Below are 19,076 nucleotides of genomic sequence, written 5' to 3'. Positions count from 1 at the left end.
AGTTTATCCCCTTTTTTTGATTAGCGAACTAGCTTTTTATTTTGCTAATCACTTTTGATGTTGAACAGCCATCTAAAAACTCAAGCACTTCGACTTTTCCGCCATGGCGCAGCACATGCTCCGCACCGGCTATTTGTTCTACCGTATAGTCGCCGCCTTTGACAAGAATATCAGGGCTTATTTGCTCGATAAGTTTTGCCGGCGTGTCATTTTCATCAGCACTTCCAAACGGGATAACCCAATCAACGGAGGCAAGTGCACTGAGGACCATGGCGCGCTCATCTAATGGGTTTATTGGGCGTTCTGGGCCTTTCAAACGAGCAATAGATTCATCATTGTTTAAACCAACCACTAATCTGTCCCCACGGGCTTTAGCTTGCGCTAAATACCGCACATGCCCTGCATGCAAAATATCAAAGCAACCATTAGTAAATACAATCGTTTCACCATTTTGCTTAGCAAATTCAATATGCTGCAATACGTCATCAAACGGGGTTTGATAATGCTCGCCAGTTGCTTGTAAGTATTGCCCCAGTTTTCGGCTTAACTCTTCTGGAGAAACCGTAGCCGCGCCCAATTTACTCACCGCAATACCTGCAGCTAAATTAGCAATTTCTACCGCATCTTTAGGCATCATGCCCGCACCTAACATAACGGCAAGGGTTGCAATAACAGTATCCCCAGCGCCAGTTACGTCACTGACCTCAAGCTCTTGAGCTGCAAAATCATATTTTTCAGTGGCATTTATAAGCGACATACCTTGCTCTGAACGGGTAAGTAACATCGCCGTTATACCCGCATCACTAATGAGGTTTCGTGCACTACTTGCAAGTGTCTCTTCTGAGCCCACTTGCCCGCCTGCTAATTTAAATTCATTTAAATTAGGGGTTATATAATCAGCACCGCGATATAACTGTAAGTCCGATGATTTAGGATCAACAAGTACCGTTTTACCTGCTTTTTTGGCCACACTTATCATCTCTTTGATCAGCGATAGCGAGCCTTTGTTGTAATCAGAAAACACTATAAAATCGTAATCATTTAGCACAAGCTCTAATCGATTCAATAAAAGCTGGCTATGTGATTCGTTAAAAGTTTCTTCTAAATCTAAACGTACCACTTGCTGGTGACGGCTAATTACACGCATTTTAGAAATAGTCGGTAAATCACACACGCTGACAAGCTGTGAACTTATTTTTTCACCTTCTAAAATATTTTCTAAAATTTGCCCACTTTCATCCTCGCCAATAAGGCCTAACAACCCCACTTTACCATCTAAACGGGCTATATTTTTAGCCACGTTAGCCGCACCGCCAGCCTTGTCTTCAAATTTACTGACTTTAACAACGGGTACTGGCGCTTCTGGTGAGATACGCCCTGAATCACCATACCAATAACGATCGAGCATCACGTCGCCCACCACTAAAATACGTGCTGCTGATAAGTTCTTTAGTAAAGATAAATCCATTACTGCTGCTCCACAACAACCATATCCATGGCTTCACATAACCAATGGCCAATAAACATGTGTGCTTCTTGAATACGCGCGGTCTCGTCGTTTTTGATAATAATAGGTAACTTTGCAATATCTTTTACTTGCCCGCCGTCACGGCCAGTAAGTGCAACCGTGAATGCCCCTATTTTGTTAGCAGCTTCTAATGCTAAATTAATATTTTTACTGGTACCTGATGTAGTTAAACCAATCACAATATCCTCAGGCTTACATAGCGCCTGTACTTGGCGCTCAAACACAGTATCAAAATGATAATCGTTGCTGTGCGCTGTTAAAATAGACGTGTCTGTGGTCAAAGCAATAGACGCTAATGGGCCTCGCTCTAATTTATAACGCACCACAAACTCTGCAGCTAAATGCTGAGCATCGGCAGCACTGCCGCCATTACCAAACCAAACAACCTTACCACCAGCTTGTAAAGCACTATGACATGCTTCTAGCAACTGCATTACCTCTTGATGATACGCCTCCATTGTTTCAAACAATACTTGATGACGGTTTAAACTTTCTAGGTAGCTGGTTGCCACTGAATCTATAATTGACATGAGATATTCCTCTTGGAACTGAAATGGCAGGAAAAATTAATTTCATTATTCCATAATTTTATAGCCAAATCACCTCTATATAACTAAATTAGATGTTTCACAGAAACTAAAATCAAAGGCTTACTGCATGGAAATCGTTTTTGTTATAAAAGTAACCATAAGCATTTCCTAAAATCATGAAACTGATGCAATAGCGTGATTTGAATGACATTGATTTAGTTTATACCCTAGTAAATGAACTCAAACCAACTTTTATACTTTGTATGTTTAGAAATAAGCCGTTTCACGATAAACTAGCTACAATTACCTTAAACAAAGCTCAGTATGGCACGCACTTTTTATTCACTTGCACTAATCATTATTAGCCCTTTGATCATATTTTATTTATATGTATTACGTGGTAAAAAAAATTCGGGTTATCGCGCGCATTTTAAAGAACGTTTTGGATTTGTACGTCGCTGTTTATTTTCTAATAAAACTAAACCTGTTGTTATTCATTGTGCTTCTGTAGGTGAGGTATTAGCAGCTACGCCATTCATTAAAGCGTTGCAAAATGAGCACCCGCAGCTCAATATTTTGATCACTTGTAATACCCCGACTGGCCGCGCACAAATAACAGCACAATTTAAAGATACCGTCGCTATTAGTTATTTACCTATCGATTTTCCTTTTGCCACTGCTCGATTTTTAAAACGCGTAAAACCGCAGTTACTATGTATTTTAGAAACTGAATTGTGGCCAAATATTATGGCTAATGCGCATAACAAAAAAATCCCGGTATTGGTTGTTAATGCGAGACTTTCTGAAAAGTCGCAGCAGGGTTATCAAAAGGTTGCGCAGTTAACTCACCGTATTATGCAATCTATTACTGCGTTAGCCAGTCATAATAAAACAGATGCAGAGCGTTTTATTACACTTGGGCTTGAGCCTTCAAAAAGCCATGTTACAGGTTCAATCAAGTTTGATATAAGCCCCAATCAAGAGCAACTTACAAAGGTGAGCGTGCTCAAACAGTACTATAATAGCCAAGAACGTTTTATATGGGTGGCAGGTTCTACTCACCCTATAGAGCATGAATTAATACTCGATGCCCACCAGCAGTTGTTAAAAAAGCAGCCTGATGCTTTATTGATTATTGCCCCGCGACACCCCGAGCAATTTGATAAAGTGGCTGAACTACTCACACAAAGTACTTTAAGCTTTAGTCGTCGTAGCCAAAATAATTACCAAAACGAACACGTTTTACTTGCCGATACGCTAGGTGAATTACAGTGTTTATACGGCGCGGCTAGTGTTAGTTATATTGGCGGTAGTTTGATTCGTCGTGGTGGTCATAACCCGCTTGAGTCAGCCGCATTTTCGGTCGGTGTAATAACAGGCCCTCACACGTATAACTTTGATCATGTCTATCCTGAGTTAACAAAGCTCAAAGGGGCATGCGTGGTAGAAAATGCAGATGAACTGGCACAACAACTCATTACCTTTAGCCAAAATAAAAAGGCATGCCAAACGCTCGGCACAAAAGCTGCGCAATGTGTTGCTAAAAACCAAGGCGCCATAAAAAAAACACTCACTATTATTAATCAATACTTAGAGCCAAAACAGTGACTAACATAGCTATTAGCCAAACCCGAGAATGGGTTTCATCCGTTATTGTAAAATATAACTTTTGCCCGTTTGCCCGTAAAGAAGTCGAAAACAACTGTATTCATTACATTGTAAGTAACGCTAAGACTATCGATGATGCTGTAATGGATATGCTTGAGCAATGTATCGAGCTTGACCGCGAGAGCGAACGAGAAACCACGCTAATCATGTTCGATAACGGTTTTAGTGACTTTGAAGACTTTTTAGATTTAGTCGATTTAGCAAATGCGCTATTGGTTGCACAAGGCTTTGAAGGTAAATATCAAATTGCTAACTTTCATCCTGATTATGTATTTGCCGATAGCAATGAAACCGATCCGGCCAACTACACAAATAGAGCACCGTTTCCTACCTTGCACCTAATTCGTGAAGCAAGTATGAGTGAAGCACTTGAAAACTATGACGAACCTGAGTCTATTCCTGAGCATAATATAAACTTAGCACGCCGAAAAGGCATTGATTTTTGGCAACAATTATTAGAAAACTGTAAAAAACCGAGCGTATAAGCTCGGCTTTTAATACCTTTAGTTGACCCATTAACTTTATTTTTTGACCCAGCTACCATTTACTTCAATATAATGGCCGCTTTGCGTTTTTTCGATTGTTTTTGCTGCTGCCAATGCCTCAACTTGTGCAAGTGACAAGTTATTCTTTTTAGCTAATTTTAAGTACTGTGCCTTACGTTTTTCGTTAACGTCATCAACAACCGCTTTTGCTTCTGTATTTTGTACAACTAATCCAAGGTAGCCTGAGCTGTTTTCACCAACTAAGCCTTGGCTTTTAGCTTCATCTAAACTCATAGCCCAAACTGAAAATGACATACAAACGGCACTGATTAGGGTTACTATATTTAATTTATTTTTAATATTCATATTCTAGCTCCTTAAAATAACTCACTGTCATCGCTAAATAAATTATCGAGCTCTTTATCTACTTTGACACGAATTTCATGATCAACCTTAACATTTAAATTAATAGTGATTGGCTCTTTAGCCGACACCTCAACACGATGCATGCACGCACTTAGTGCTGATATTGCTGCTAACGCGAGCAGCACTTTTATCGATAACGACGGTCTCATTGCCCATTTCCTTTTTGTGAAAATTGTTGCTCAACTTTTTGTGTAATTTCATCACTTAAACGCAGTGCCCGTAAAAGCGTAAATATGTTTTCTTCATGGTTGTAATTAAAGTTAACTTGCTGCTGCGCTTGCTGATTATAACCTTGTAAATTAACTCCAAGCTTTAACCAACCATCATTTTTAAGTACAACGCTGCTATTAAGCTTTTGAATATCTAAATCAGTCAATAACCCCAGTACAGGTTGCAACTCTTGCTGTTGCTGCATCACAGAATCAAATGCAGCATTATTGCTAATTTTTAAATTGCCCTCGCCTTGACTAAACAGACTGCCTTGGCTAATGTGCACACCATTTTTATTAACGCTCACCGGCAGTGTACCAGCCAAACGCCCTGTTAAAGTAATACCCGACTTATCATCAAGGGTGATCAGCTTACTTGCATCAATATTATTAAACGTTACAGTGCTAACTTGGGTTTCTTGTCCAAGCGTATAGTTATCTAATAAAAATGTACCGCCAAGCACATTACCTTCAACATTACTAACAAGCACATTATTGTTATTGACGAGCCATTGCCCTTTAAGGCCTTTGATAACTGCGCCCGCTCTAAACTCATTTAAATGAAACGTAGTGGGTTTTACATTAAGCCTACCTGAATTAAATTCCCCGCTAAATACACTACTAAAATCACTTGCAAGGTAGTCATTATAAAGTCCACTTAATTGGCGAGTATCTATATCAATGGATGCCCTTTGTAAATTGACATCGCCACTAATATTGCCGTTAAAAGTACCTTTTGTCAGCTTAGCAAGTGGATAAAACTGATTAATAAAGGTGTTTAATGGCAACACACTTTGCGCTGGCACAATCACCTCAAACGGATGTGCCTGTGACGATATATGATGATTTACCACCAACTCAATATCATCTATAAACGCATGGTGCGACGCTTTAAGTGCACGGCTTTGTAATCCACTCGAGTCTATTTTTATATTATGCAGTCTTATATCAGCGCTATTAAGAGCCTTAATTTGCGTTTTCGCAGTTAAATGAGCAAATAACTCACCTACACCTAGGTTTGCTTTTGCCGTGAGACTATTATTTATATTGGTAAGTTTAAATTCTTTATATGCCGCATTTTTTAACTGATTAGTTAATGTAATTTCTGCATTTAATTGTTTATCCATTTTCGCGGTTAAACTACCTTGATAGTGCACTGCTTTTACATCAAAAGCTTCAAAGCTAGCAACGGAAAATTTACTCTGTGCGTACCCGATGGGTTTTGAGTCAATAAATTCACTTAATTCAAAGTAACCACTGAAATTAAGCGCATTAGCAGTAACAGGGATAAATGCGGGTAGCCTTTCAAGCTCAACGTTGTAATCACCTTTAACTTTAGTACCATTTAACTGAGCGCTTATATTAATGCTGTTTATATCTGGCGTGTTTATTTGAGCAGACACCTTTGCCTGAATATTATCAAGCAAAGCGTTAATAGTGAGGGCGGTATCTGTTATTAAAATATCAAAGTGTTTATTACCTTCACTCATCAAATTGATTACTGGAATACTCAGCTCCCCTTGTTCTATGCGAAGAGCTTGAGAAAGCTTAACCTGCCAATTTAAAGCAACTTGTTTGCTTACAAAATCTGCGTACTTACTTGGTGGAATTAACTCAGTACAGCGAGGGCTTAAATTAATTTTGTTATTAAGTGAACCGGTATCTAGGATTAACGCTTGGTTATTTAAATTAAAGCGAGTAGCCATCTGGCCAGTGGTTAATAAATTAAATTGGCATTGATCAAACGTATGAGCAAATTGAGCGCTAATCCCCCCGTTCAACTTAAGCTCAATCCCGTCAAAACTAAACACTTGTTGAGTATTAAAGTTAACAGCATCGAGTAAGGTGTTTTTAGTGTTTATTACCTGTTTTAACAAAATGTCATCAACTGCTAGCTGACCACTTATTTTATTGGTGGTTAAAATCGCACTCGCATTTATATCGCCCGTTACATTAAATTGATTTAGCGCAGGTTCTAATACACTAAATTTTAATGGTTTATTGAGCTGATTACTGTTTACTACAAGCTGTTTAATATTAATGAGTGGGCGATTTGAAGGTAGCGCTATCTCAAGCTGTTTAGCCGGTTGATTAGCGTTATCACTTTTAGGTAATGGATTGAGCGTTAATATTGCACTTTGAACACTGACATGCTTTGTACTCGCTGTAATATCAGAAAGTTGTAATTGTTGGTTTTGGTAATTTAAACACACAGTATCGGCATGTATATTTAACTTTGAGGTAATTGAAAAATCGAGGCAGCTTAATGTGACACCTGCTTTTTTAAGTTCAGGGGCAATGGCCCATTGTAGTAAAGGCAAGCGAAATACATACCCGAGTAATAATAGACTCAGTAAAAGAGTGCCAACAATTAAACCAATGCGCTTAAACATATTATCCTTACATGTTTTTTAATCACTATAATCAAAAAAGGCTGCACAAGGCAGCCTTTTTTATTTTACATCCAGATCATGAATCTAGTGTGTATATTAACCTACATTTTTACGCGCATTACGGAACATACGCATCCATGGGCTATCCTCTTTCCACTCATCTGGGTGCCAAGAGTTAGCAACAGTACGAAATACACGCTCTGGGTGTGGCATCATTACAGTTGCACGGCCATCTGTTGATGTAATACCTGTGATACCTTCTGGCGAGCCGTTCGGGTTCGCTGGGTATTGCGTTGTAGGGTTGCCGTAGTTATCAACAAATTTAACCGCTACAGTACCACTTGCAAGCGCTGCTTTTGTTGCTGCGTCGTTTGCAAACTCTGCATGGCCTTCACCATGAGATACCGCAATTGGCATCCGCGAGCCCGCCATACCATTAAAGAATACCGATGGATTCTCTTGTATTTCAACTAAGCTAAAGCGTGCTTCAAAACGCTCTGACTTGTTCGTTACAAAGCGTGGCCAATGCTCAGTACCTGGGATCAACTCTTTTAATGTTGATAGCATCTGACAACCGTTACATACACCTAAGCTAAAGGTATCTTCACGATGGAAGAAGCTTTGGAACTGATCGCGTGCCATATCGTTAAACAATATTGACTTAGCCCAGCCTTCACCGGCGCCTAATACGTCACCGTAAGAGAAGCCACCACACGCCACTAAACCTTTAAACTGTTCAAGCGTTAAACGACCTTCTAAAATATCACTCATGTGAACATCTACCGCAGCAAAACCAGCACGGTTAAACGCAGCAGCCATTTCTAGGTGCGAGTTAACGCCCTGCTCACGTAAAATAGCCATTTGTGGCTTAGCACCTGTCGCAATGTACGGTGCAGCAATATCTTCGTTTAAGTCAAAGTTAAGTTTAACGTTTAAGCCTGGGTCTTTTGCATCAAATTTAGCGTCAAACTCTTGCTTAGCACACTCAGGGTTATCACGACGCGCTTGCATCTGATAGGTTGTTTCGGCCCAAATTGTACGAAGCTCAGTACGAGTATGATTAAGTACTGTTTGCTCACCACGATTAAACACGATGTTATCGTCGTTATTTAGCGAGCCAATCACATGGCTAATTGCGGCAACACCATGCTGCTCAAATACAGCTTTTACAGCATCTAAATCACTGTTTGCTACTTGAATTACAGCACCTAACTCTTCGTTATAAAGCGCTTCAATATCAGAGCCTGTCAAAGTCGCTAAATCTACGGTTACACCGGTATGTCCGGTAAACGCCATTTCAGCGATAGTAGTAAACAAGCCACCGTCTGAACGATCGTGATACGCAAGTAGCTTGCTATCAGCCACTAGCGCCTGCATAGCATTGTAAAAGCCTTTTAGTAACTCAGGGCTGTCTACATCTGGAGTAACATCACCAAGCTGCTTATAAACTTGTGCAAGGCTTGATGCGCCCATACGGTTTTTACCCGCACCTAAATCAACTAAAATAAGCGAAGTGTCGCCCTTATCAGTGCGCAGCTGTGGAGTCACCGTTTTACGTACATCGTCAACACGGCCAAAGGCTGTAATAATCAGTGATAAAGGCGATGTTACTGATTGCTCAGTTGTATCATCTTCATTTTTCCATGTCGTTTTCATCGACATCGAGTCTTTACCTACAGGTATAGTTAAACCAAGTGCTGGACATAACTCTTCACCAACAGCTTTTACTGCTTCATATAAACCTGCGTCTTCGCCAGGGTGACCCGCAGCCGCCATCCAATTTGCAGATAACTTAATGTTCTCAAGGCTACCAATATTAGCACCAGCAATGTTTGTAAGAGACTCGGCCACAGCCAAACGTGCTGAGGCGCCATAATTAAGTAATGCAGCTGGAGTACGTTCACCTAGTGACATAGCTTCACCGTGGTAGGTATCGTACGTTGCTGCGGTAACTGCACAGTTAGCCACAGGCACTTGCCATGGGCCTACCATTTGATCGCGTGCTACTAAACCTGTTACCGAACGATCGCCAATAGTAATGAGGAAGGTTTTTTCAGCAATGGTTGGTAAACGTAATAAACGTTCTGCAGCATCAGCAGCACTGATATTTTCAACGTCGAGTGCTTTACCTAACACTTGTTGTGATGTTACATCACGATGCATTTTAGGTGCTTTACCTAGTAATACATCCAGTGGTAAATCTACAGGGCTGTTATCAAAATGACTATCGGCAACCGTTAAATGACGCTCTTCTGTCGCTTCACCAATAACTGCATATTGTGCGCGCTCACGCTTACAAATTGCTTCAAAGCGTGCAAAATCTTCAACGCCCACAGCAAGCACATAGCGCTCTTGCGATTCATTACACCAAATTTCGTGTGGTGCCATGCCCGGCTCATCATTAGGGATATCACGTAGTTGGAATTTACCACCACGGCCACCATCATCTACAAGCTCAGGGAATGCATTTGATAAACCACCGGCGCCCACATCGTGTATAAACGCAATAGGGTTTGCATCACCTAGCTGCCAACATTTGTCGATCACTTCTTGACAACGACGTTCCATTTCTGGGTTTTCACGTTGAACAGAAGCAAAGTCTAAATCTTCGTTTGATTGACCCGATGCCATGCTAGATGCAGCACCACCGCCTAAACCAATGTTCATTGCAGGGCCGCCAAGCGCAATCAATTTTGCGCCTACTGGAATATCGCCTTTTTGAACATGATCAGCACGAATATTACCTAGACCACCGGCAAGCATAATTGGCTTGTGGTAACCACGTACCTCTTCACCATTGTGACTCGTTACTTTTTCTTCGTAAGTACGGAAATAACCTAAAAGGTTAGGACGGCCAAACTCATTATTAAACGCAGCACCACCTAATGGGCCTTCAGTCATAATGTCTAGGGCATTAACAATACGGCCAGGCTTACCAAAATCACTCTCCCAAGGCTGTTCAAAACCTGGAATACGTAAATTAGATACAGTAAAACCTACCAAACCCGCCTTTGGCTTAGAGCCTCGACCGGTTGCGCCTTCATCACGAATCTCACCACCCGACCCAGTCGCCGCACCAGAGAAAGGAGCTATTGCTGTTGGGTGGTTATGGGTTTCAACTTTCATTAAGATTTCAATGTCTTCTTGATGATACGCATATTCACCTTGCGCATTCGGGAAGAAGCGACCCGCCTTTGAGCCTTTCATTACGGCTGCATTATCTTTATAAGCAGACAATACATTTTCAGGATTGTGCTCAAAGGTATTTTTAATCATTTTAAACAGCGACTTTGGCTGTTCAATACCATCGATAGTCCAATCAGCATTAAATATTTTATGACGACAATGCTCTGAGTTTGCTTGTGCAAACATGAATAATTCGATGTCGTTAGGATTGCGCCCTAACTTGATGAAGTTTTCTACTAAGTAGTCAATTTCATCATCAGCAAGTGCAAACCCTTGCTCTATATTGGCTACGGCTAATGCTTCGCGGCCGCCACCTAAAATATCAACTGATGACATTGGGCGTGGCGCATCGCTGCGAAATAACTGCGCTGCATCTTCTAATTTGCTGTGAGTAGCTTCAGTCATGCGGTCATGAAGAAGCGCTGTAACCTGTGTAAGCTGATCGGTGCTTAAATCACCCTCAACATAATATGCTATTCCTCGCTCTACGCGATGAACTTGCTTAAGCCCACAGTTATGAGCGATATCAGTCGCTTTTGAAGCCCATGGCGAAATAGTACCAGGGCGAGGCGTTACTAATACCAACTGACCCGCTGGCGCATGCTCAGCAATTGTTGGGCCGTAGGTTAATAACTTTTCAAGTTTGGTGTGCTCATCAGCGTTTAATGGCGATGTTAAATCGGCAAAGTGAGCGTATTCGGCATATACATTGGTGACAGGAAGTTGCGATTGTTGGCAACGCGCTAAAATTTTATTAACTCTGAACTCTGAAAGTGCTGGTGCACCACGAAGGATCAACATAAGTAATTTCACCCGGGGTTAGGGATTGAACGATATTTTAGGCGCGTATTATAGTCCAAATTACTCTCAGATTTAACTCAAAAATGCGCTTTTCATTAAATTAACTTTTTCTTTTTGTTTACACCTATTTTTTACTGGCTGCGATTAAACGGTAAGTGACGTAATCAGTAAGTTTTGTTATAACAGGAGATACGATGCTAAAGAGGCGAATATGTTGAAGATAAAGCTAATAACAATCATTACGTTAGTCATCCTTTTGTGTGCCTGTAACACACAAGAGCAGTCAACACAGCTCGCCCAAATTAAATCAGAAAATAAAATTCGCGTTGGTACACTTGCCAGTGCAAGTAATTATTATCAAGCTGTTCAAGGAGAACAAGGCTTTGAATTTGAACTCTCTCAAGCATTCGCCGACTACCTTGGGGTAGAGCTTGAAATTGTGCCCTTTTTTAATTTATCCGATATGTTTGCGCGCTTAGATAGTGGCGATCTCGATTTAATTGCCTCTGGGCTTACTTTTAACAAGGCGCGCGCCAAACGTTACCGCTATGGCCCAACTTACAGAACGATAAGTCAAAAATTAGTTTTTAAACAAGGGCGTGAACGCCCTCGTGATTTTGATGATTTAACCGGAAACTTCACCGTTATCGCTAAAAGTAGTCATTCATTAACATTAGAAGAAATAAAACAAAACAACCCAGATTTAACTTGGAGTGAAACCGAAGAGTTTGATGAAGAAGAGTTATTACAAGCCGTTATTGATGGGGAAATAGATTACACCTTAGCGGATTCACATACATTAGCGTTGTTTAGGCGCTATCACCCTAACTTGAGTATTGGCTTTTCAGTTACCCGTAATGATTCAATTGCATGGATACTAAGAAAGTCGAATGATGACTCATTGTACGCATTGCTAGTTCCTTTTTTTGGTGAAGCAAAACAAAACAATCAACTTTATGTACTTGAAGAGAAGTACTTTGGCCATGTCCGTCAGTTTAATTACGTTAATACCTTAGCCTACATAGATGCAATAAAAGAGACACTGCCTAAATATCAGCCTTGGTTTATACAATATGCAGGTAGCCTTGATTGGCGCTTACTTGCTGCATTGAGTTACCAAGAGTCGATGTGGAACCCTCGAGCTAAATCGCCAACAGGTGTGCGTGGAATTATGATGCTAACAAGGCGCACAGCAAAACAAGTCGGTGTTACTAACCGCTTAGAGCCAGAACAAAACATACGTGGCGGTGCAAAATACTTAGCTAAATTAATTAAGCGTATACCAGATAGAATCCCGCAGCCTGATCGTACTTGGCTTGCACTTGCCGCTTATAATGTTGGTTGGGGGCACGTTAATGATGCCCGCATAATTACCGAACAACAGGGAGCTAGCCCTGATAAATGGGCTGACGTTAAAAAGCGCTTACCATTACTAGTAAAAAAACGTCACTACCGTAACACACGCTATGGCTATGCTCGCGGTGATGTTGCAGTGACTTATGTTGATAATATTCGTCGCTATTACGATGCGCTTGTTTGGCTAGATGAAAATAATGCAATGGCAACTATACCGCCAACTTCCGAAACAGAAAAAGAAAAAGAAACAAAAGATAAAAGCATTAAACCAGGTGATGCAAATCAACGTATTAGTGATGGCGTAGAAAAAGAAAAATAAAAGCGCTATGAAAATTTCGCGCTATATTAGCTACATGTTAGAAAATCAAATAGTTGTTTACTTGTAATCAATTATTCAATAATCTGGCTTAATTGTATAAAATTTTGTGTCATTACCAAGCACATAAGGATAAGTCATGCTTAAACGTAGACGTACACATCAACTTAAACGTTGTATAAAGCACTCAACCGCCACTCGTCGTCGAGTGATGTTAAGAAATTTACATAAAAAAATAATTTGGCGCCGCCGTATGTTTGCTATGCAGCAAATGGCTGAATTAGACGCCTTAATAGCAGCTGCTGACTAATCGCTGTTACTATTACGAGCGGCTTGCTTTGCCGCCTTTATTTGTGCTCGGCGACGCTTAAAAAAACTAGAAATAGTCTCTGCACATTGTGTTTCTAATACCCCACCCGTTATTTCTACCTGATGGTTTAAACGAGGTTCTTGCAAAAGGTTCATAATTGAACCAGCTGAACCCGTTTTAGCATCGGCTGCACCAAATACTAAGCGTTTAATTCGGCTATGTACTAATAAACCTGCGCACATTGAGCATGGCTCTAGCGTGACGTAAAGAGTACAGTCAATTAAGCGATAATTATTAAGTACTTTTCCTGCTTCACGTACCGCTATCATCTCAGCATGAGCCGATGGGTCGTTATCAGTAATTGAACGATTATAGCCTGCGCTAATAAGCTGATTATCTTTAACAATTATAGCCCCTACCGGGATCTCATCTAGCTGCTCCGCTTGTTTTGCATACACAAGCGCTTGTTCCATCCAATATTGGTCGTCAAATGGCTCTGTCATTATTATTACTTAACTATTTTTTATACCGTAATTATACCAACTTAGCGCAATAAAATGCGTCATTGATCACTTTATTGCAAAAATAAAACAAATTTAAGTGGTTTGTCATGGCTCATAAGGCAGGATTTACGCTATAATCTCACGCTTTTTTTATTTAGCTCACAACACGGGTAGCAAATGAAATTTCCTGGACGCCGCAGGCATAAACATTATTTTCCAGTGGAAGCCAAAGATCCACTGACCAATCAACTTAACGCCACTGAGCGATTACACCGCAGCTATATTACGGGGATCGATCAAATCGTTGTTGATATAGAAGCTAAGGTTGACCAAGCTTTTCTCGATGAATTTCAATTGCGCCGAGGGATGTCGCAAGTTATAGATAATGACATCACCAATGCTTTATACGATCGCTTAAAACTAAACGACATGGTCGATTACGAATTCGCAGGCGGAACCGTTGGCAACACGATGCACAACTATTCCGTACTTGCTGATGACCGTTCGGTGCTATTAGGTGTAATGAGTGAAAACATAAAAATAGGCAGTTATGCTTATCGCTTTTTATGTAATAACTCAAGTCGCGTAGACTTAGACTACTTACAGCCTGTAGATGGTCCTATAGGCCGCTGTTTCACATTGATTGATGAAACGGGTGAACGCACCTTTGCCATTAGTGCTGGCCTAATGAATTATCTAAAGCCTGAGTCAATTGATAAAGAGCTAATCGAAGGCTCATCGGCATTAGTGATTAGCGCTTATTTAATGCGTACTCAAGGCGATGAAACCATGACCGAAGCGACCATGCAAGCAATCAAGTATGCTAACGATGCAGATGTACCGGTTGTATTAACACTCGGTACTAAGTTTCTTATCGAGCAGGATCCGACATGGTGGGCTAACTTTGTAGAAAAGCATGTTGATATCCTTGCTATGAACGAAGAAGAAGGCCAAGCAATTACTGGATTTGAAGATCCATTACTAGCTGCCGACAAAGCATTAGACTGGGTTGATTTAGTAATTTGTACTGCCGGTGAAAAAGGCTTATTTATGGCCGGTTTTGTTGATGACAGTTTCAAACGCGAAACAGAGTATCCACTTTTGCCTGGTGCTATCCCTGACTTTAATCGTTATGAGTTTTCACGTGCAATGCGTAAAGTTGACTGTGAAAACCCAATAAAGGCATATAGTCATACTGCTCCGTTTATGGGCGGGCCTGACTCGATTAAAAATACCAACGGCGCTGGTGATTGTGCTTTAGCCGCTGTATTGCATGACTTATCAGCGAATGTTTATCATAAGTTGAACGTTGCTAATTCAGCAAAACATCAGCAACAAGCGATTACCTACTCTTCGCTCGCTCAAATTAGTAAATACGCCAACCGTGCAAGTTACGAAGTGCTGGTTCAGCATTCTCCACGCTTATCACGTGGCTTACCAGAGCGCGAAGATTGTTTAGAGCAAGTGTATTGGGATCAATAAAATCCCAATGCACTCAGCGTATTTAAAATATCGATATATCAAGCTTTTTAGATAGCAGCTCTAATGCTGCTATTCCTGCCACCGAGTTACCAAAAGAGTTTAATCCTGGGGAATACACTGCCACAGTAAACCTATTCGGTAATACCGCCAATATAGTCCCAGAAACCCCTGATTTTCCAGGCATCCCCACTCGATAACCAAAATCACCCGCCGCATCATATAAACCACTGGTAAATAACAACGAGTTTAGTTGCTTATTTTGACGGCTAGAAAGCACTCGTTTAGAAGAGCTGTAGTCTATCCCTTTATTAGCTAAAAAGTTGTAAGCCTTAGCAAGTTCAATACAATTAAGTTCTATGGCACAAAAATTAAAGTATGACCACAGCACATCATCCACTTCATTTTCAAAGTTACCGAATGATTTCATTAAGTGTGCCATTGCCGCATTTCGATGCCTAAACTCATACTCTGAATTAGCCACTTGTTTATCTATTACGATACTTCGATTACCAGATAAATCGCGAAATGTTTCCAGCATAGAGTGCATGGGTGCTGATAAACGACTATATAAAGCATCACAGGTAACTATGGCACCCGCATTAATAAATGGGTTACGGGGTATGCCTTTTTCAAACTCAAGCTGGGTCAGTGAATTAAATGCTGTTCCAGAGGGCTCTTTACCCACTCTACTCCATAGTTCATCGCCATAACGTTGCAGCGCTAATGTCAGAGTCATTACTTTAGAAACAGATTGAATAGTAAAACGCTGTTCACAATTACCCGCGCAAAATATCTCCCCCTCAGTGGTGTAAATGGCAATAGAAAACTGCTCAAGATCAATTTCAGCAAGTGCAGGGATATAATCAGCAACCTTACCTTGGCTCAATAAAGGTTTAACCTCTTGAGTTATCTCATTTAGCACTCGTTGATAATCATTGGTTGGCAATAGGCACCTCAATAATATGCAAAGTTAAAATCAAATTTTAACACGTAGGATCTATAACTGCATGAGAATGTTAAGTCTATAAGTTATTAGTAATCTGATAGGAAGCATATACATAATGAGATTGGCTGGCAGTCTCTTTTTTTAAGGTATTGCGTAATTCATCTTCAAATTTAAAACAATAAAAAACCAGCATTTTGCTGTAACGTGGTTCTGTTATTGGAGCCAGTGCGCTAATTTATAGCGACAATACAATAGAACATCCCACTTTTTTGTTTAGTTCCAAGCTGTTTTGTTTGATGTATAGGAATACGAATGCCATGGAGCACAAGATATGCAAGAGCGGCCACTACTAAGTTCCATATACAGTCTTGGCTTGATGTTTTTCTTTATCTCAGACAACAAAAACCCGTTACATTGCTGTAACGGGTTTCTTTAATTGGATCCTGGTAATGTCATGGTGCCCACAGCGGTAGAAAGTCACATAGCAAATGCGACACTATCATTGTGTCGGGGCGGCCTTGTGCGGGGCTCGCCTTCGAGCTGTTTAGGAATACGAATGCCGTGGAGCAAAGGATGTACGAGAACGGCAACCACTGAGTTCGGCATGAGCTCTTGGCTATTTATTAAATCCCAGACTGCAAAAAACCCGTCACATAGCTGTAACGGGTTTCTCTTATTTGGATCCTGGTAATGTCATGGTGCCCACAGCAGTAGAAAGTCACATAGCAAATGCGACACTATCATTGTGTCGGGGCGGCCTTGTGCGGGGCTCGCCTTCGAGCTGTTTAGGAATACGAATGCCGTGGAGCAAAGGATGTACGAGAACGGCAACCACTGAGTTCGGCATGAGCTCTTGGCTATTTATTAAATCCCAGACAGCAAAAAACCCGTCACATCGCTGTAACGGGTTTCTCTTATTTGAATCCTGGTAATGTCCTACTTTCACATAGCAAATGCTACACTATCATCGGCGCTGTTTCGTTTCACTACTGAGTTCGGCATGGGGTCAGGTGGGTCCAAAACGCTATTGTCACCAAGAAAATTCTTTTCAATTTTCTTATTATTTATTTTTAAATTTAAAGTCTTTCGACTAAATTTGGAGCCTGGTAATGTCCTACTTTCACATAGCAAATGCTACACTATCATCGGCGCTGTTTCGTTTCACTGCTGAGTTCGGCATGGGGTCAGGTGGGTCCAAAACGCTATTGTCACCAAGCAAATTTGGTTGTCAGTCCGTATCGCTACGTACTAACTAAAATTTGGAATTCTGATAATAAAGTTTTCAGTAATCTACTTTAGTTATATTAACTTCTTCGCTTGTTTCACTATCACATAAAACGCGTTTGGCGTTGTATGGTTAAGCCTCACGGGTAATTAGTACAAGTTAGCTTAATGGCTCACACCACTTCCACATCTTGCCTATCAACGTTGTAGTCTTCAACGGCCCTTCAGAGACTTTAAAAGTCTAGTGAGAACTCATCTCGAGGCCTGCTTCGCGCTTAGATGCTTTCAGCGCTTATCAGTTCCGAACGTAGCTACCGGGCAATGCCATTGGCATGACAACCCGAACACCAGCGGTTCGTTCACTCCGGTCCTCTCGTACTAGGAGCAACCCCTCTCAATTCTCAAACGCCCACGGCAGATAGGGACCGAACTGTCTCACGACGTTCTAAACCCAGCTCGCGTACCACTTTAAATGGCGAACAGCCATACCCTTGGGACCGACTTCAGCCCCAGGATGTGATGAGCCGACATCGAGGTGCCAAACACCGCCGTCGATATGAACTCTTGGGCGGTATCAGCCTGTTATCCCCGGAGTACCTTTTATCCGTTGAGCGATGGCCCTTCCATTCAGAACCACCGGATCACTATGACCTACTTTCGTACCTGCTCGACGTGTCTGTCTCGCAGTTAAGCTGGCTTCTACCATTACACTAACCGTACGATGTCCGACCGTACTTAGCCAACCTTCGTGCTCCTCCGTTACTCTTTGGGAGGAGACCGCCCCAGTCAAACTACCCACCAGGCACTGTCCGTAACCCCGATTCAGGGGCCAACGTTAGAACATCAAAACTACAAGGGTGGTATTTCAAGGACGACTCCACAAAAACTAGCGTCTCTGCTTCTAAGTCTCCCACCTATCCTACACATGTAGGTTCAATGTTCAGTGCCAAGCTGTAGTAAAGGTTCACGGGGTCTTTCCGTCTAGCCGCGGGTACACAGCATCTTCACTGCGATTTCAATTTCACTGAGTCTCGGGTGGAGACAGCGTGGCCATGGTTACACCATTCGTGCAGGTCGGAACTTACCCGACAAGGAATTTCGCTACCTTAGGACCGTTATAGTTACGGCCGCCGTTTACCGGGGCTTCGATCAAGAGCTTCTCCGAAGATAACCCCATCAATTAACCTTCCGGCACCGGGCAGGTGTCACACCGTATACGTCATCTTGCGATTTTGCACAGTGCTGTGTTTTTAATAAACAGTCCCAGCCACCTGGTCACTGCGGCTCCAATCAGCTTAAAGAGCAAGTCTCATCACCAATCGGAGCGTACCTTCTCCCGAAGTTACGGTACGATTTTGCCTAGTTCCTTCACCCGAGTTCTCTCAAGCGCCTTAGTATTCTCTACCTGACCACCTGTGTCGGTTTGGGGTACGATTCGGTATAATCTGAAGCTTAGAGGCTTTTCCTGGAAGTATGGCATCAGCAACTTCATCACCTTGGTGACTCGTCTCGTGTCTCAGCCTAACAGCAACCCGGATTTACCTAAGTCACTAGCCTACACACTTTCACATGGACTACCATCGCCATGCTTGCTTAGCCTGCTCCGTCCCCCCATCGCAATTATACCAAGTACGGAAATATTAATCCGTTTCCCATCGACTACGCCTTTCGGCCTCGCCTTAGGGGTCGACTTACCCTACCCTGATTAACATG

Annotated in this window: 13 protein-coding genes and 3 rRNA genes (1 of these 16 only partly in view); 5 read left to right on the top strand and 11 right to left on the bottom strand. The window is 41.6% G+C overall.

All coding sequences use genetic code 11. From position 1 onward, the window contains the following. Nucleotides 1-28: 28 nt before the first annotated feature. On the bottom strand, nucleotides 29-1,468 hold the full coding sequence (hldE, locus tag PSM_RS03785) for a bifunctional D-glycero-beta-D-manno-heptose-7-phosphate kinase/D-glycero-beta-D-manno-heptose 1-phosphate adenylyltransferase HldE (protein WP_013464279.1): 1,440 nt from the start codon (nucleotides 1,466-1,468) through the stop codon (nucleotides 29-31). Continuing rightward, the gene (locus tag PSM_RS03780; RefSeq protein ID WP_013464278.1) at nucleotides 1,468-2,058 is read right to left on the bottom strand and encodes a D-sedoheptulose-7-phosphate isomerase; all 591 of its coding nucleotides are present in this window, start codon (nucleotides 2,056-2,058) and stop codon (nucleotides 1,468-1,470) included. The genes hldE and PSM_RS03780 overlap by 1 nt, the downstream gene beginning before the upstream one ends. A 324-nt stretch (nucleotides 2,059-2,382) precedes the next feature. Here PSM_RS03780 and waaA point away from each other — a divergent pair, with 324 nt between their 5' ends. Both waaA and PSM_RS03770 read left to right on the top strand, forming a co-directional pair. Then, nucleotides 2,383-3,666 carry a lipid IV(A) 3-deoxy-D-manno-octulosonic acid transferase gene (gene waaA, locus PSM_RS03775; protein ID WP_013464277.1) on the top strand — a complete coding sequence of 428 codons (1,284 nt, stop codon included), beginning with the start codon at nucleotides 2,383-2,385 and terminating at the stop codon, nucleotides 3,664-3,666. Next, nucleotides 3,663-4,211, top strand: coding sequence for a DUF1415 domain-containing protein (locus PSM_RS03770; protein ID WP_013464276.1), 549 nt, complete (start codon nucleotides 3,663-3,665; stop codon nucleotides 4,209-4,211). The genes waaA and PSM_RS03770 overlap by 4 nt, the downstream gene beginning before the upstream one ends. Nucleotides 4,212-4,247: 36 nt before the next feature. Here PSM_RS03770 and PSM_RS03765 read toward each other — a convergent pair whose 3' ends face one another. The 4 genes from PSM_RS03765 to purL all read right to left on the bottom strand — a co-directional run bounded on the left by PSM_RS03765 (nucleotide 4,248) and on the right by purL (nucleotide 11,226). Then, nucleotides 4,248-4,577 carry a YdbL family protein gene (locus tag PSM_RS03765; RefSeq protein ID WP_008468219.1) on the bottom strand — a complete coding sequence of 110 codons (330 nt, stop codon included), beginning with the start codon at nucleotides 4,575-4,577 and terminating at the stop codon, nucleotides 4,248-4,250. A gap of 11 nt (nucleotides 4,578-4,588) precedes the next feature. After that, on the bottom strand, nucleotides 4,589-4,786 hold the full coding sequence (locus PSM_RS03760; RefSeq protein WP_013464275.1) for a YnbE family lipoprotein: 198 nt from the start codon (nucleotides 4,784-4,786) through the stop codon (nucleotides 4,589-4,591). After that, nucleotides 4,783-7,239 (bottom strand): YdbH domain-containing protein, encoded by a 2,457-nt coding sequence (locus PSM_RS03755; RefSeq protein WP_013464274.1) that lies wholly within the window; start codon nucleotides 7,237-7,239, stop codon nucleotides 4,783-4,785. Before PSM_RS03755 ends, PSM_RS03760 begins: the two co-directional genes overlap by 4 nt. 96 nt (nucleotides 7,240-7,335) lie before the next feature. Then, nucleotides 7,336-11,226, bottom strand: a complete 3,891-nt coding sequence (purL, locus tag PSM_RS03750) for a phosphoribosylformylglycinamidine synthase (protein WP_013464273.1) — start codon at nucleotides 11,224-11,226, stop codon at nucleotides 7,336-7,338. A 211-nt stretch (nucleotides 11,227-11,437) separates the two neighbouring features. Here purL and mltF point away from each other — a divergent pair, with 211 nt between their 5' ends. After that, the gene (gene mltF / locus PSM_RS03745; protein WP_013464272.1) at nucleotides 11,438-12,901 is read left to right on the top strand and encodes a membrane-bound lytic murein transglycosylase MltF; all 1,464 of its coding nucleotides are present in this window, start codon (nucleotides 11,438-11,440) and stop codon (nucleotides 12,899-12,901) included. 136 nt (nucleotides 12,902-13,037) lie between these two features. Then, the gene (locus PSM_RS18580) at nucleotides 13,038-13,208 is read left to right on the top strand and encodes a hypothetical protein (protein ID WP_008468235.1); all 171 of its coding nucleotides are present in this window, start codon (nucleotides 13,038-13,040) and stop codon (nucleotides 13,206-13,208) included. Here PSM_RS18580 and tadA read toward each other — a convergent pair. Continuing rightward, nucleotides 13,205-13,711, bottom strand: coding sequence for a tRNA adenosine(34) deaminase TadA (gene tadA, locus PSM_RS03740; RefSeq protein ID WP_013464271.1), 507 nt, complete (start codon nucleotides 13,709-13,711; stop codon nucleotides 13,205-13,207). The genes PSM_RS18580 and tadA overlap by 4 nt on opposite strands. A 177-nt stretch (nucleotides 13,712-13,888) precedes the next feature. Here tadA and PSM_RS03735 point away from each other — a divergent pair, with 177 nt between their 5' ends. Next, entirely contained in the window at nucleotides 13,889-15,193 is a 1,305-nt protein-coding gene (locus PSM_RS03735; RefSeq protein ID WP_013464270.1) for an inosine/guanosine kinase, read from the top strand. Nucleotides 15,194-15,215: 22 nt separating this feature from the next. Here the strand turns inward: PSM_RS03735 and glsB are convergent, their stop codons facing one another. The 4 genes from glsB to PSM_RS03715 form a co-directional block, all read right to left on the bottom strand. Next, on the bottom strand, nucleotides 15,216-16,139 hold the full coding sequence (gene glsB, locus PSM_RS03730) for a glutaminase B (protein WP_029609996.1): 924 nt from the start codon (nucleotides 16,137-16,139) through the stop codon (nucleotides 15,216-15,218). A 923-nt stretch (nucleotides 16,140-17,062) separates the two neighbouring features. Beyond that, nucleotides 17,063-17,177 (bottom strand): 5S ribosomal RNA (gene rrf / locus PSM_RS03725). 63 nt (nucleotides 17,178-17,240) lie between these two features. Continuing rightward, nucleotides 17,241-17,355: ribosomal RNA gene (gene rrf, locus PSM_RS03720) — 5S ribosomal RNA — on the bottom strand. A gap of 137 nt (nucleotides 17,356-17,492) precedes the next feature. Further along, nucleotides 17,493-19,076, bottom strand: a 23S ribosomal RNA gene (locus tag PSM_RS03715) (it continues 1,303 nt past the right edge of the window).

The organism is Pseudoalteromonas sp. SM9913 (assembly GCF_000184065.1).
Taxonomy (GTDB): Bacteria; Pseudomonadota; Gammaproteobacteria; order Enterobacterales; family Alteromonadaceae; genus Pseudoalteromonas; species Pseudoalteromonas tetraodonis.
The sequence above is the reverse complement of the archived record's forward strand: the minus strand, read 5'-3'. Positions and strand labels throughout refer to the sequence as shown.